This is a genomic window from Bacillus bingmayongensis (assembly GCF_000299035.1).
Lineage (GTDB): Bacteria > Bacillota > Bacilli > Bacillales > Bacillaceae_G > Bacillus_A > Bacillus_A bingmayongensis.
The window spans coordinates 940,944-955,444 of the sequence record NZ_JH921518.1 but is presented as its reverse complement, the minus strand read 5'-3'; the positions used below and the strand labels follow the sequence as shown (position 1 = coordinate 955,444).

Annotated in this window: 12 protein-coding genes and 1 pseudogene; 9 read left to right on the top strand and 4 right to left on the bottom strand. The window is 36.0% G+C overall.

Features of this window, described 5'->3' with window-relative positions:
* Positions 1 to 168 precede the first annotated feature (168 nt).
* Both Y7E_RS35145 and Y7E_RS0119460 read left to right on the top strand, forming a co-directional pair.
* Positions 169 to 317: pseudogene (locus Y7E_RS35145) on the top strand (PH domain-containing protein); the annotation flags it as partial.
* A gap of 93 nt (positions 318 to 410) precedes the next feature.
* On the top strand, positions 411 to 1,289 hold the full coding sequence (locus tag Y7E_RS0119460; RefSeq protein WP_017152936.1) for an AraC family transcriptional regulator: 879 nt from the start codon (positions 411 to 413) through the stop codon (positions 1,287 to 1,289).
* A gap of 238 nt (positions 1,290 to 1,527) precedes the next feature.
* On the opposite strand, the gene Y7E_RS0119455 is transcribed toward Y7E_RS0119460, so the two are convergent.
* Positions 1,528 to 2,007 (bottom strand): antibiotic biosynthesis monooxygenase family protein, encoded by a 480-nt coding sequence (locus Y7E_RS0119455; protein ID WP_017152935.1) that lies wholly within the window; start codon positions 2,005 to 2,007, stop codon positions 1,528 to 1,530.
* Between the two features lie 129 nt (positions 2,008 to 2,136).
* On the opposite strand from Y7E_RS0119455, the gene Y7E_RS0119450 reads away from it, so the two are divergent.
* The 4 genes from Y7E_RS0119450 (at position 2,137) to hemY (ending at position 7,879) form a co-directional block, all read left to right on the top strand.
* Positions 2,137 to 4,254, top strand: coding sequence for a transglycosylase domain-containing protein (locus Y7E_RS0119450; protein ID WP_017152934.1), 2,118 nt, complete (start codon positions 2,137 to 2,139; stop codon positions 4,252 to 4,254).
* A 182-nt stretch (positions 4,255 to 4,436) separates the two neighbouring features.
* The gene (gene hemE, locus Y7E_RS0119445; RefSeq protein ID WP_017152933.1) at positions 4,437 to 5,483 is read left to right on the top strand and encodes a uroporphyrinogen decarboxylase; all 1,047 of its coding nucleotides are present in this window, start codon (positions 4,437 to 4,439) and stop codon (positions 5,481 to 5,483) included.
* A 14-nt stretch (positions 5,484 to 5,497) separates the two neighbouring features.
* Positions 5,498 to 6,433, top strand: coding sequence for a ferrochelatase (hemH, locus tag Y7E_RS0119440; protein ID WP_017152932.1), 936 nt, complete (start codon positions 5,498 to 5,500; stop codon positions 6,431 to 6,433).
* Between the two features lie 24 nt (positions 6,434 to 6,457).
* Positions 6,458 to 7,879, top strand: a complete 1,422-nt coding sequence (hemY, locus tag Y7E_RS0119435; protein ID WP_017152931.1) for a protoporphyrinogen oxidase — start codon at positions 6,458 to 6,460, stop codon at positions 7,877 to 7,879.
* Between the two features lie 151 nt (positions 7,880 to 8,030).
* Here hemY and Y7E_RS0119430 read toward each other — a convergent pair whose 3' ends face one another.
* Positions 8,031 to 8,339, bottom strand: coding sequence for a carboxymuconolactone decarboxylase family protein (locus Y7E_RS0119430; RefSeq protein ID WP_017152930.1), 309 nt, complete (start codon positions 8,337 to 8,339; stop codon positions 8,031 to 8,033).
* Positions 8,332 to 8,751, bottom strand: a complete 420-nt coding sequence (locus tag Y7E_RS0119425; protein ID WP_017152929.1) for a tautomerase family protein — start codon at positions 8,749 to 8,751, stop codon at positions 8,332 to 8,334. Before Y7E_RS0119425 ends, Y7E_RS0119430 begins: the two co-directional genes overlap by 8 nt.
* 109 nt (positions 8,752 to 8,860) lie before the next feature.
* Here Y7E_RS0119425 and Y7E_RS0119420 point away from each other — a divergent pair, with 109 nt between their 5' ends.
* Positions 8,861 to 9,736: a LysR family transcriptional regulator gene (locus tag Y7E_RS0119420; protein ID WP_017152928.1), complete on the top strand. Its 876-nt coding sequence runs from the start codon at positions 8,861 to 8,863 to the stop codon at positions 9,734 to 9,736.
* 140 nt (positions 9,737 to 9,876) lie between these two features.
* Here the strand turns inward: Y7E_RS0119420 and Y7E_RS0119415 are convergent, their stop codons facing one another.
* Positions 9,877 to 10,719, bottom strand: coding sequence for a LysR family transcriptional regulator (locus tag Y7E_RS0119415; RefSeq protein WP_017152927.1), 843 nt, complete (start codon positions 10,717 to 10,719; stop codon positions 9,877 to 9,879).
* 120 nt (positions 10,720 to 10,839) lie between these two features.
* On the opposite strand from Y7E_RS0119415, the gene Y7E_RS0119410 reads away from it, so the two are divergent.
* A complete protein-coding gene (locus Y7E_RS0119410; RefSeq protein WP_017152926.1) occupies positions 10,840 to 11,580 on the top strand; it encodes an SDR family NAD(P)-dependent oxidoreductase in 741 nt (246 codons plus the stop codon).
* Between the two features lie 514 nt (positions 11,581 to 12,094).
* Positions 12,095 to 14,461 (top strand): DUF6359 domain-containing protein, encoded by a 2,367-nt coding sequence (locus tag Y7E_RS0119405; protein ID WP_026049273.1) that lies wholly within the window; start codon positions 12,095 to 12,097, stop codon positions 14,459 to 14,461.
* The last annotated feature ends 40 nt before the right edge of the window (positions 14,462 to 14,501 follow it).

The following is a 14,501-nucleotide window of genomic DNA, read 5'->3' as shown; positions in this document are numbered from 1 at the left end:
TATATTTTGGTTGTATTCTACATATTAAGAAAATAACAATCTGAATTTTTACAAAAACTGTTTATTTCACCTTGTTTTGTGTTATTGCGTTTTGTATGATTATGGCATATTGCAATGAAAGGTAAATAGTATACATATTTCATAGATTTCTAAATTTGGAGTGATGAAATGCAGCCATTAGAAAATGAAATTCATCCGAATATGATCAAAGTGTGGAAGATTCATGCTTTAATTGGTGGGGGTGGCTTTTCGGCGTAATTGTCGTTGCGACGATTATATATACGCCGCTAGATTATTTTATCTTTCCGAAATTACGTCATGGAAGACAAGTTTCGATAAATTCCGTATAAAAAATATCGAGTAAATAATAAATTTTAACGATAATATGTATTTGTAAAGGAGGGAAATGAATGTTACAAGAATTCAATAATTTAATGGATTACATCGAAACACATTTAACGGAAGAAATCTCTGGAAAAGATATATCAAAAATTGTAGGACTATCTGATTATCATTTTAAAAGAATGTTTTCGTATATGGCTGGAATGTCATTGAATGAGTATATCAAAAATAGGAGATTATCAGTTGCGAATGTTGAATTAATAAACGGAGCAAAAGTTACAGATATTGCCTATAAATATGGCTATCGATCTATAGAAGGATTTTCAAGAGCCTTTCGTGAATGGAGTGGTTTTTTACCTTCAGAAGTAACTAAAAACAAAATCCAAAAATCATTTCCCAAATTTTCATTCTTTATAGATATAAGAGGAGGAATATCTATGGAATTCAAAATTGAAAAAAAAGAGAAGTTTAATATAGTAGGTGTATCGAAAAGAGTGCCAATTCAATTCGAAGGTGAAAATAATGCTATCTTAGAACTAGCCCAGTCAATTACCGAACAACAAAGAAATGAAATGCATCAATTAGCTGATTTATATCCTCATCAAGTCTTGAATGTATCTTATGATTTTGATGATGGTTTCTTGGAAGAAAAAGGCTACTTAACTCATATGATTGGTTTTGCAACTACAAAAGAAAATCCATTCGATGATTTAGAGCAAATTTCTATTGAAGAAAGTTTATGGGCAATTTTCCCTAATCAAGGACCATTTCCTGCTACGCTTCAAGAAACTACCGCAAAAATTTATTCTGAATGGTTGCCTTCTTCAGATTATGAAGTAGCAGATATACCTGGAATTTCTTTTACAAAGCACAATGGTACATCGGAAAATGTATATAGCGAAATTTGGATGCCAGTAAAGAAAAAAGTTAGCGATAAACTTGGATGATTATTATATTTACAGAAGTGTTATTCCGTTAAATCTTCATTTACCATATTAGACCAGTCAGTAGATATTGACTGGTCTTTTTGAATTTGATGAAAAATCAACACTTATCACTAACAGAGCCTTAAATAAAGTGGAAGTCATTCAAAGCATAGACACCAATAATATGAATGTCCTCTTGCATCCGCTTATGAAGAAAAAGGATGTGCAAGAGTTGCTGACATATTTAGCGTTTCCTTTTTTACGCTAACACATCAAACGTCGTCACAAAAGATGGTCTTGAAAAAATACTTTTTTGCGGCTCTGCATTTGCTTGTGCTTGTGCAGGGCGTTTTTTATGTGCATTTTCGAAAGAACGTGATTCCGTCCAGTCTTTAAAGTTTTGTTCTGTTTCCCACATTGTCATAATGACATATGTATCATTGCTTAATGGGCGAAGAACGCGGATTGCTTGGAAGCCAGGTTCATTTTCAATAAGACCTGCGCGGTTTTTAAAGCGATTTTCAAAAACGGGACGGCCTTCGTCTGTAACGGAAATGTTGTTACAAACAATAAAGCCAGGTTGTCCTTTAAATTCCCCAACAGCATCTAGCACGTCATATTGAAGAGATCCTTCTACAGTTTCTTCCGTATTTTCTTTATAAAACATATCTTTTTCATTATTTTTTGCAGTGAAATGTGGTTGCTTGAGAGGTGTTTCGTATGAAATAATTGCTTTCATTTGTAATGCCTCCTTTATGAGTTTGACTTCATTATAGCAACTCTTATCAAAAACTTCGAAGATTATATACATAAAGATAATTCTTTTTCAAATAATAAATGTACCATCATTTGGAAAGAAGGACGATGTATGAAGAAAATAAAGTGGACCTTAATAAGCGGCGTGGCAGTGTTTGTAGTTGCGATTGTACTCTATAAACTCATTGTGTTAGCTGGTAGTTATATGATGGATGAAAAAAAACTGGTTTTCCACTCTTCATCACGTATCGTTGATCAGCGAGGGAAAGAGATTACAAAACTATATGTAGAAAATAGAGATCTTGTACCGATTGAACAAATTCCGAAACATGTGCAGCAAGCATTTATCGCTGTAGAGGACGCGCGGTTTTATGACCATCATGGAATTGACTACCCTTCTGTATTTCGGGCATTGTATAAAGATATTTTAGCGAGAGAAAAAGCTGAGGGCGGTAGTACCATTACGCAACAACTCGTCAAGAATGTTTTTTTAACTCATGAAAAAACGTTTACACGTAAATTAAAAGAAGTAGCGATAGCACTCCAGTTAGAACAAAAATACACGAAAGAGCAGCTTCTTGAAATGTATATGAATCATATTTATTTCGGTCATGGTGCCTACGGAATTCAGGCGGCGGCAAAATTGTATTTTAATAAAGATGTAGAACAGTTGACAGTTGAAGAAGGCGCGATGCTTGCGGGGCTTCCGAAAGCACCAAATGGATATTCGCCCTTTTTATATCCAGAAAAAAGCAAGGAACGCCGTGATTTAGTATTGTCGCTTATGCATAAACAAGGCTATGTATCAGCGGAGGAAAGCGTTCGCTATCAAGGGAAAACAATCGCGCTTTATAAAAATTTAGATGAGCGAGAACTAGCTTATATGCCCTATGTAGATATGGTAGTAGAAGAGGCGGCACGTTTATACGGACTGTCACATCAGGAAGTTCTGCGCGGAGGTTATACATTTGTTGTCTCGCTGGATGAAAAAATTCAAAAAGTAGCCTATGATCAATTTCAAGATGCGCGGAATTTTCCAGGTAAAGAGGACGGGGCACAAGGGGCCTTTTTATTAATGGATAATGCGACGGGAGGAATTAAAGCAGCAATTGGCGGACGAGAGTATGTGCCAAGAGGATTTAATAGAGTGTTTGCGAAAAGGCAGCCAGGGTCTGTTTTAAAGCCGCTCATTGTGTATGCACCAGCGCTAGAAACGAAAAAATATAATCCGTATTCTTTATTAACAAATGAGCGAGTCTCTTTTGAAGGGTATGAACCACGAAATTATAATCATCGGTATTCAAAAGAAGTAACGATGTATGATGCGCTCTTAGAATCGTCGAATGTACCAGCTGTATCTTTATTGCATGAAATGGGAGTAGAAGAGGGAAAGCAATATTTAGAGAAGGGAAATATTCATATTGCAGATGCTGGTTTAAGTACGGCACTTGGTGGACTGAAAGACGGAGTCTCTCCATTTGAACTTGTAAAGATGTACCGTGCGTTCTTAGCGAATGGAAAAATTATTGAGCCACATGTGATTGAAAAGGTACTCGATCGACACGGAAAGGTGATTGGCGAATCACCTAAAAGCGAAACGAAAGTTTTTTCAAAACAAACAGCATGGTATATGACAAAAATGTTAGAAGGGGTTGTAAAAGAAGGAACAGCAAAAACGGGAGAATATAAAGGCGCACTAGCAGGGAAAACAGGTACAACGTCACTCCCTAATCAAAGTGAAGGTGCTAGGGATGTTTGGTTTGTTGGATATACTCCAAGTTTAGTAGGCGCGGTATGGATCGGATATGATCGTACGGATAAAGAACATCAATTACAAGATGGAAGTGCGTCTGCAACAGAATTGTTTAAAAAGATTTTAACGAAAGCGAATGTACAAGATAAAACGAAGTTTAAGCAGCCAAAAGGTGTCGAGACAATTGGGAGACCAATTCATCTAAGTAAAATTGAAAATATAGAGGCGAAATTATCCTTTAATCCATTTGGTTTATTTACTACGAAATTGAGCTGGAAACCACTTCAAGATAAAAGGGTTATATATCGCATCTATAAGGTTGAGAACGGAATCCATACTCATGTTGGAACAGTAAAAGGTACTGGTGAGTATGAAGAAAAGTTTACTAATATATTCGCTAAACCAAGCTTTTATGTTGTTCCGTATAATCCACAAACAAATCGAGAAGGTGAAAAGACAAAAGTAGCTAAACCGTAGTTTTTGCTTATGATATAATAAGAATGTTGCGAAAATAACAAGCGATTTTACGAACGTTTGTGTCAATTTCATGAACAACGTACATAATGGTATGCATTTTGTTTTTACAAGCTGTATAGTAAAAAAAGATAAATATCGGATAGGATTCGTTAGAAGCATTGGTAAGGAAGGGAGCAAGGGTCTTGGTAAGAAATATAAATGAGACATTTTTAAAAGCATGTAGAGGGGAAAAAACAGAATATGTACCAGCATGGTATATGAGGCAAGCAGGTCGTTCACAGCCTGAATATAGAAAGATAAAAGAGAAGTATTCTCTATTTGAAATTACACATAACCCGGAGCTATGTGCGTATGTTACAAAGCTTCCAGTTGATCAATATAATGTAGACGCGGCGATTCTTTATAAAGATATTATGTCACCGCTTCCAGCAATTGGTGTTGATGTAGAAATTAAATCGGGTATTGGACCGGTTATTGATAACCCAATTCGTTCTTTACAAGACGTAGAGAAGCTTGGTGAAATTCATCCGGAAGAGGATGTTCCATACATATTAGATACAATTCGCTTATTAACAAACGAGATGTTAGATGTTCCGCTAATTGGTTTTTCGGGGGCACCATTTACATTAGCGAGTTACATGATTGAAGGAGGGCCTTCTCGTAACTATCATAAAACAAAAGCATTTATGTATGCAGAGCCGAAAGCTTGGTTTGCGTTAATGGATAAGCTTGCAGATATGGTAATTACATATTTGAAGGCACAGATCAAAGCAGGAGCAAAAGCAGTACAAGTCTTTGATTCTTGGGTTGGAACGGTGAATGTAGCAGATTACCGTATATTTATTAAACCTGCAATGGAGCGTATTTTCACGGAAGTTCGCACGATGAACGTACCGATGATTATGCACGGCGTTGGAGCAGGACATTTAGCAAATGAATGGAATGAATTGCCTCTTGATGTAGTAGGACTTGACTGGCGCCTGTCAATTGAAGAAGCGCGCGGACGCGGTATTCATAAAGCAGTACAAGGCAATATGGATCCTTCTTTCTTACTTGCGCCATGGGATGTTACCAAGGAACATGTAAAAGCAATTCTTGACCAAGGAATGAAGCAGCCAGGTTATGTATTTAACTTAGGTCACGGTGTATTCCCAGAAGTAAATCCAGACACATTAAAGCGCTTGACGGCATTTATTCATGAGTATTCTAAAGGACAGTTAGCGAAGTAAAGGAGAATAGGTGTATGAAAAAGAAAATTGGTTTGCTTGTAATGGCATACGGAACACCATATAAAGAAGAAGATATTGAACGGTACTATACGCATATTCGAAGAGGGCGAAAGCCAAGTCCAGAAATGTTAGAGGACTTGGCGGAACGTTACCGTGCGATTGGTGGTATTTCTCCTTTAGCTACAATTACATTAGAACAAGCGAAAAAGTTAGAACAACGTTTAAACGAAATACAAGATCATGTGGAATTCCACATGTATCTTGGTTTAAAACATATTGAACCTTTCATTGAGGATGCTGTACAAGCTATGCATAACGATGGGATTGAAGAGGCAATCGCCCTTGTTCTTGCTCCGCATTATTCTACGTTCAGCGTAAAATCATATGTCGGCAGAGCACAAGAAGAAGCAAGTAAGCTTGGAAACTTAACTATTCATGGGATTGATAGTTGGTATAAAGAGCCGAAGTTTATCCAGTACTGGGTAGATGAAGTGAAAAAAGTATATAGTACTATGTCAGAAGAAGAACGCGAAAAAGCAGTTTTAATTGTATCTGCGCATAGTTTACCAGAAAAAATCATTGCTTTAGGTGATCCTTATCCAGAACAGTTAAATGAAACAGCTGATTATATCGCAAGAGGTGCGGAAGTTCGAAATTATGCGGTTGGTTGGCAAAGTGCCGGCAATACACCGGATCCATGGATTGGGCCAGACGTACAAGATTTAACGAGAGAATTAAACGAAAAATATGGTTACACTTCATTTGTATATGCACCGGTTGGATTTGTAGCTGAACATTTAGAAGTGTTATATGACAACGATATTGAATGTAAAATCGTTACAGAAGAAATTGGAGCGAAGTATTATCGTCCAGAGATGCCAAATGCATCAGATGCATTTATTTCTTGTTTAGCAGATGTCGTGTTAAAGAAACAAACAGAAGTTTCGTAAGACCATAGGAGAGGAGGAGCCTTTTTGAAAAAGAAAGTTGTTATCATCGGTGGTGGAATTACAGGTTTAACAACAGCGTATTACTTACAAAAAGAAATTCGCGAAAAAGGATTACCGATTGATACATTGTTAATAGAAGCATCGGGCAAGCTTGGAGGGAAAATTCAAACCGTTCGAAAAAATGGGTTTACAATTGAGCGTGGTCCAGATTCTTTCTTAGAAAGAAAAGAGAGTGCAGCTAGACTAGCAAGAGAACTTGGACTGGGAGATGAGCTTGTAAACAATGCAACTGGTCAATCATTTGTTCTAGTGAACAATCGATTACATAAGATGCCGAGCGGATCAATGATGGGAATTCCAACGCAAATTGCCCCGTTTCTATTTTCAGGATTGTTCTCTCCGATTGGTAAATTAAGAGCAAGTTTTGATTTTGTCTTACCACGTTCAAAGCCTGTTTCTGATCAATCACTTGGTGAGTTTTTCCGTCGTCGTTTAGGAAATGAAGTGGTTGAAAATTTAATCGAACCATTGTTATCTGGAATTTATGCAGGGGATATTGATCAAATGAGTCTAATGGCGACATTCCCGCAATTTTATCAAGTAGAGCAAAAATATCGTAGTATTTCACTCGGTATGCGTAATTTGGCTCCGAAAAAAGCAAAAGATGCAGCAGTAAAAGGAATCTTTTTAACATTAAAAACAGGTTTGCAATCTATTGTGGACACGATAGAAGAGCGACTCGATGCGGGAACAGTTGTGAAGGGGACTCGTATTGAAAAAGTCGCAAAAATAGGCGACGGTTATACAATTACACTGAGCAATGGAAAAGAAATTGAGGCGGACTCCATTGTGGTTGCTGCGTCTCATAAAGTATTGCCAGCTATGTTTGCGCAGTATAAAGACTTCCGCTTCTTCCGCAATATTCCATCAACATCAGTTGCGAATGTTACACTCGCTTTTCCGAAAGAATCGATTCAGCGTGATATTGATGGTACAGGCTTCGTTGTATCTCGCAATAGTGATTTTTCTATTACAGCATGTACGTGGACACATAAGAAGTGGCCGCATACAACGCCGGAAGGAAAAGTATTGCTTCGTTGTTACGTTGGGCGTCCTGGTGATGAAGCAATCGTGGAACAAACAGACGAAGAAATTGTTCAATTTATATTAGAAGATTTGCAAAAAACAATGGATATTAAGGCAAATCCAGACTTTACTGTTGTAAGCCGCTGGAAAGATGCGATGCCGCAATATACAGTGGGACATAAAGAGCGAATGAAAAAACTAACAACATTTATGGAGCAAGAATTACCGGGTGTTTATTTAGCAGGTAGTTCTTATGCTGGATCTGGTCTTCCTGATTGTATTGATCAAGGTGAGGCGGCTGTAAAGCGTGTGTTGTCTTATTTAGAAAAAAGAGATGAAACGGAATTAATTGCGCAATAATGAAAGTGATACTGCATAGAGGAAATGATAGATAATTTATTTTCAAAAGAGAAACAGCTTGGCGATTGACCAAGCTGTTATTTTTATATTCTCATAACACAGGTTCTTGCTTAAATACTTCATTCTACTCAATTCCACAGCAGCCGCATTTTTAACTGAGTATTACGTTTAGCGTCGCAGCCGCTTTTGGCCATCCAATGTAAAAGGCTAGATGGGTTATTAAAGCAATTATTTCTTGTTGGTTCATTCCATGTTTTTCAGCTAGTTGTAGATGAAATGGTAGTTGTTCCGTATTACCGATACTAATTAAAGCAGAAAGTGTAATGAAACTCCTTTCTTTTGGTGTTAAAGCAGGGTCTCTCCATACCTTTTCGAATAACACATTTTCGCTATAATCAACAAAATCTGGAGCAATATCTCTCATTTTCTTTGGTATATTGCATTCGATACGGTCATTCATGAATATTCTCCTTCTCTATAGTAACCATTTGTGCTATTCCTTGACCAAATGACCAGTTTTCAGCAGGCGTTTCGTTTAATGTAATAAAAATATCGGTTGTAGAGATATTTAAATGGTTATAAAAAGATTCTGAGATGGATTGATACAAATTCCTTTTTTGATCTATTGTTCTCCCAGGTCCACATGTAATAGAAACATGTATCATTTTCTCGGACCTCTTTTTCTCTTCTTCTAAAAGATAATACGAATTATAGAAAAATTGATGAGATGGATAGGGTAAAAACAGGTGAAAGTAATCATCTTTTGGAATTTGAAAATGTTCAATTAATGCAAGATGAATACCATTACTTACCTTTTTTAACTCTTCTCTATTCGATTGACTTTCTGGGTAATAAACAGTAACAAATGGCATATCTTCACTCCCTTTCGCATGGATTTATTTTACTCCGGTGATTTTGATTTGTATAATTGAAAAAATATCATATAATTATCAATAAAACCGATAGAGATTAGGTGTGAAAATGGAAATAAAAGAGTTAAAAACGTTCAAAATGATTGTCCAGGAAGGAACTTTTTCACTTGCAGCCAAAAAATTAAACTATGCTCAATCAACCGTAACAACACATATAAAAAAACTTGAAAAAGAACTTGGTTTTCTTCTATTTGAGCGAGGTTGGGATGCCAGGTTAACAGATGAAGGCATTTTATTTGAAGAGGAAGTAGATAACTTGTTAATGCATTGGGATTATTCAATATCTCAAGCGCAGCGTATAAGCAATGAAGAGAACGGAACAGTAAGAATCGGGTTATTAGAATCTGTTGCAGAAAAATTAATGCCTCCCATATTAAAATATTTAAACGAGGAGAAACCGTACATACATTGTGATTTTGTTGTAGGAAATACAGCGCTTTTATCACAAATGATGGAGCAAAATAAGATTGATTTTGCTGTTTGTGCAAACAACGAAAATATTTCCAATCTAAATTTCACTCCACTTAGCAAAGAACAAATCGAATTTATAGTTAATAACCCGAATCATCCAGTATTACAAAAAGAGTCAGTTGAAATATCTGATATCATTCAGTATCCAATCTTGATTGGAGAAAATAGTTGTAATTATTATAAAGCTGTAAACTCTTTCTTAGAAGAAAACAATGTATCCTTTCAAAGAGTCTACAATTGCAGTGCGGTACATCTCATTCCACAAATGGTTTTTGAAAATGCCATAGGTATTATCCCTAAGGGAACGGTCTTAAAACAAAGTAATATATCATTTAAGATTAAAGAATTTGATCCTAAAGTGCCTATAGGATTATTAATTTCTTCTAAAAAAAGAAACTATTTGAGTCAAATAAAACAACAACTTATGAAACGAATTGAATCGGTGTTGTTATAAATACAGAATGTTTATTTATGAATAGGGAAAAACTTATCTTCTGTTCAAGTGAGATTTACATAACTTTATTCATCAGCGATTACTATATCTAGAAATCTTGAAAAGCCCCTTTTGAAATTCGAAGGGGCTTTGTTTTGCACTTATAACTCTTGCAAAAAACGAATAAATTTCTTTAAGCCTTGCGGTTGCTGTTTTCTGCGTTTAATCACGAAGTCAATTTTGACTGTTTCGGGCAGTTCTTCATAATGAATTGTTTTTGGCTTATTTCGGCTATACGCAACATTAGCTGGTAGTATACTAATACCAAGTCCATCATGAGCAGCTTGCATAATAGACTCGAGTGAATCAAATTCCATTATCGTTTTCTGATCAAAGTCGCTTTTATTACAATAATCTAATAGTTTCTTTCTATAGATACAATTTGGATCACTGTTCACGAGTAAAGTTTGATGATGTTGCTTTTCAATTTGAGTGCGCTTTTGCGAAATGAGTATGATATTTTCAAAATAACTGTACACAGTCTCGAAATGTGATTCATTATATGTACCGCTTAAAAAGATTCCATCAAGTTCCCCGTATAAAAGCATTTCTTGTAATTTTACGTTATTATTTGTTTTTAACTTTAAGTCAATATTTTTATCGGATTCCAAAAAAGAAGAGAATAGTTGAGGAACTTTCACAGCAGAAATTGTTTGAGATGCTCCAATTATTAAAGATTCTCTCCATTTCTTAGGGTTTATTTTTGATTTAGCCTCATTCATTAAAAACATAATTTCATTTGTATAATCTAATAACACTTTTCCTTGTTCAGTTAAGGTTACTCCTCTGTTATTACGCTTTAATATTTTAACGCCTAGTTCATCTTCTAAATTTTTTATTCGCTGGCTTATATTCGGTTGTACATATCCTAATTTTTCAGCAGCTCTAGATATTGATTGTAGTTCTGCAACATGTTTAAAAATCCATAAGTCATGTCTTTCCAAGAATAGATCCCTCCACTAGGTATCATTTAAAGTGATATCGGCTTCATTATTCAGTATTATACTCCGTAAATGAACGAAGATAAAATGAAATCAGATCAGGTAAAGTGAGGAGATTTTAAAATGGATGTAAAAGATAAAGTAGTCATTATAACAGGTGGTGGCACTGGTATTGGAAAGGCTGTTGCTTTGAAGTTAGCTAGTGTAGGAGCCAAAGTAGTGATTAATTATAGTCGTTCAGAAAAAGAAGCATTAGAAACTGTTAATGAAATTAAACAGCGAGGAGGTACGGCAATCGCCGTTAAAGCAAATGTAGCAAAAAAAGAAGAAGTTGAGGCTATGGTATCTCAAACTGTTAACCTTTTTAGAACAGTCGATTGTTTAGTGAATAATGCGAGTATAACAGCTCAAATACCTATGGATGACTTAGAATCTGTAACTGATCAAGTGTGGGATTCGCTTTTCAGCGTAAATGTGAAAGGAATGTTTCATTGTATAAAAGCTGTTGTTCCTTATATGAAGAAGCAAAAATCGGGTGCTATCGTGAATATGGGAAGTGTTGCAGGGATAACAGGACTCGGATCATCTGTACCGTATGCAGCAACAAAATCAGCAATTCATACGATGACAAAATCGCTCGCTATTGCATTGGCACCTGAAATTAGAGTAAATAGTATTTCGCCTGGTGCAGTTCATACGAGATGGTGGTTAGGTAATGAGGATAAGATGTACCAGCTTGCTGGAAATCTACCACTTCAAAGAATTTCAACACCGAATGATATTGCGGAGGCGATTCTTTTTCAATTAACCCAGGAATCTATTACGGGACAAATTTTTACAATTGATAATGGACAGACGCTTTAATAGTATCAGCAACTTAATAGAAAGAGGTATATTAAGGGGTGGGGGGGAAGTGTGTTATCTTATTTAGAAAAAATAGATGAAATAGAATGAATGGCGCAATGATGAAAAGCACTCTTAACGCATAAGAGTGCTTGTTATATTGTAATAATCTCGCTCATATTCACGAGGTTGCCTCGTAGGTTGATCATTCACTGCAAGAGCTGGTAATAAATTTGCATCAAAGATAAGGTCGTAGAGAAAAGATAAGATTAAAACGCTACATAATATATAAATTAACATTTCACTTCACTTCTTTCTGTATGGTTCTTACTTATAGTGTAAGAAAAATAAATGTGAATAAAATCCATAAAAAGAGCGGAAGTATTGTAAGAAAATAGTGGGGGAATCGTAATAGAAATCTCATACGGAAGTATGAGGTTAAATTTTTGTAAAATTTGTCGAATTTTAAGTTCTTTATAAAGAATTTTTTGTTATGATAGTACATGCTGAGAGAATATAAAATTAGGGGAGGAAGATGAATTTGAAGAAATTAATGAGTATCTTTCTATCATTGATACTACTGGTTTCATTTACTGGTACGGTAACAAAAGCGGAAGAAAATACTCCGTTATCAGTGCTTGCTGCCATTCAAATGTTTCAGCAGCAAGGAAGCAGCAAAGGGGTAGTGGAGGGGTATATTGTTGGATATACGCAAAGTCCTTCTACATACACGAAAGATCCAGCGAAGTTTGGAGATACGAATGTTGCCATTGCCGATTCTCCAAATGAGACAAATCCTGAGAAAATCATGCCTATTCAATTACCAAAAGGTGACGTGAGAACGGCAGTGAATGTAAAAGACCATCCTGAAAATGTTGGGAAGAAAGTTCAATTAACAGGAACACTTGAGTTATATTTTAGTAGCCCTGGGCTAAAATCCGTAACAGCATATAAGTTTCAAGGGGAAACAGAAAACCGTGTGAGCGATGTGACTGCATCACCAAACGGTAGAGAAATTGAAAAAGGAACAGCAGTGACATTAACAACCAGTACAGAAGGAGCAACAATCTACTATACGTTAGATGGATCAGTCCCAACAGATAAAAGTATTCATTATAATGAACCGATTGTGTTAAATGAAAATAGTGTTATAAAAGCAATCGCAGTGAAAGAAGGTCTTGAATCTTCAGCAGTTTCTACTTTTTCTTTTACGGTTGTAAAAAGTGAGCAAGTTCGTATCCATGATATTCAAGGAAAATCACATATTTCTCCTTACGATGGGAAGAAAGTACGAAGTGTAGAAGGTGTTGTAACGGCATTAGATAAGAATGGTTTTTATATGCAAGACGTGCAGCCTGATGAAGACCCGGCAACTTCAGAAGGGATTTATGTTTATAAAAAAGAAGCGAATGTAAATGTCGGAGATCTTGTTCAAATTGATGGAGAGGTTGAAGAATATATTGGAGCGGGATATGCTGATAGGTTCGATACAGATTTATCCATCACAGAAATTAAAGCGAGCAATATCGCTGTGAAAGCCAGTAATCAACAGTTGCCAGAAGCAACTGTATTGGGTGAAAACGGTGTAAAGATTCCTGATCAAATCATTGATAATGATGCGTTTGGTGTATTTGATCCAAATGAAGATGCAATTGATTTTTATGAAAGTCTAGAAGGTATGCGTGTTACAATGCCGACTCCTCAAATTATTGGACCGCAGAAAAATGGGGATTTATATGTAACAGTTGCAAATGGTGGAGATAAAGTAACTACGAAATATGGAACGCCGTTATTAGACGAGAACCAATTCAATCCTGAGCGTCTATCTTTAAAAGTACCTCGTGATTATGTAGCGAAAGCAGGAGATACGTTTAATGGAGATATCATAGGCGTAGTAGGGTATGATTATGGTGCATATCGTATTTCACCGGTAACAGAACTACCATCTGTAACAGATGGCGGATTTAAACAAGTAGGGGCAAACATTCAGCCGCGACTTGGAAAATTAACAGTAGCAACATATAATATCGAAAACTTTTCAGCGAATGCAAAAGAAACGTCTGATGAAAAGGTAAAAGCAATTGCATATTCTATTAAATATAATTTAAAGATGCCAGATATAATTGGTGTACAAGAAATGCAAGATAATAATGGATCAACGAATGATGGAACAACAGATGCTTCATTAAGTGCAAAGCGCATTATTGACGCTGTACAAGAAATTCGTGGACCTAAGTATGAATATGTAGAAGTTGCACCTGGGAACAATCAAGACGGCGGGGCACCGGGAGCGAACATTCGCGTTGGTTTTTTCTATAATCCATCACGTGTGAAATTAGAAAAGAATCCAAAGCTGTTAGAAACAAACCCGATGCGCATTGGACAAGATAATCCGTTATTTGATAATACTCGTAAACCGCTAGCTGCGGAGTTTAAATTCCAAGGGCAAAATATTGTTGTTATTTCAAGTCATTTAAATTCAAAACTCGGTGATGCGACGCCGTTTGGGAAAATTCAACCTCTTGTATTAAAGAGTGAAGAGAAACGCGTTCAACTCGCGCAAGAAGTAAATAGCTTTGTAAAAGGTATTCAAAAACGAGATACGAATGCACCCGTTGTTGTAGTTGGTGATATGAATGACTTTGAATTCTCTAAACCATTGCAAGCATTAAAAGGAAATACAATGCAAGATATGTTAGAAACGGTTTCGAAAGAAAATCGTTACACATATATTCATGACGGAAATGCACAAGTATTAGATCATATTTTAGTAACAAATAATATTGCACCGCACACAGTTGTAGATCCGGTACATTTAAATTCAAACATTATGAAGGAACATGGCCGTGTAAGTGACCATGATCCAGTTCTTGCACAAATTGATTTGAAAAAAGCTTCCTAAGTATAAATATCCCTCAGCATAATTGCTGAGGGATATTTTA

Bases quoted from the DNA above. Each gene is read 5' to 3' on its own strand.
- Y7E_RS0119460 (WP_017152936.1), top strand. From the start codon at position 411: ATGTTACAAGAATTCAATAATTTAATGGATTACATCGAAACACATTTA.
- Y7E_RS0119455 (WP_017152935.1), bottom strand. From the start codon at position 2,007: ATGAAAGCAATTATTTCATACGAAACACCTCTCAAGCAACCACATTTC.
- Y7E_RS0119450 (WP_017152934.1), top strand. From the start codon at position 2,137: ATGAAGAAAATAAAGTGGACCTTAATAAGCGGCGTGGCAGTGTTTGTA.
- hemH (WP_017152932.1), top strand. From the start codon at position 5,498: ATGAAAAAGAAAATTGGTTTGCTTGTAATGGCATACGGAACACCATAT.
- Y7E_RS0119430 (WP_017152930.1), bottom strand. From the start codon at position 8,339: ATGAATGACCGTATCGAATGCAATATACCAAAGAAAATGAGAGATATT.
- Y7E_RS0119425 (WP_017152929.1), bottom strand. From the start codon at position 8,751: ATGCCATTTGTTACTGTTTATTACCCAGAAAGTCAATCGAATAGAGAA.
- Y7E_RS0119420 (WP_017152928.1), top strand. From the start codon at position 8,861: ATGGAAATAAAAGAGTTAAAAACGTTCAAAATGATTGTCCAGGAAGGA.
- Y7E_RS0119410 (WP_017152926.1), top strand. From the start codon at position 10,840: ATGGATGTAAAAGATAAAGTAGTCATTATAACAGGTGGTGGCACTGGT.
- Y7E_RS0119405 (WP_026049273.1), top strand. From the start codon at position 12,095: ATGAATTTGAAGAAATTAATGAGTATCTTTCTATCATTGATACTACTG.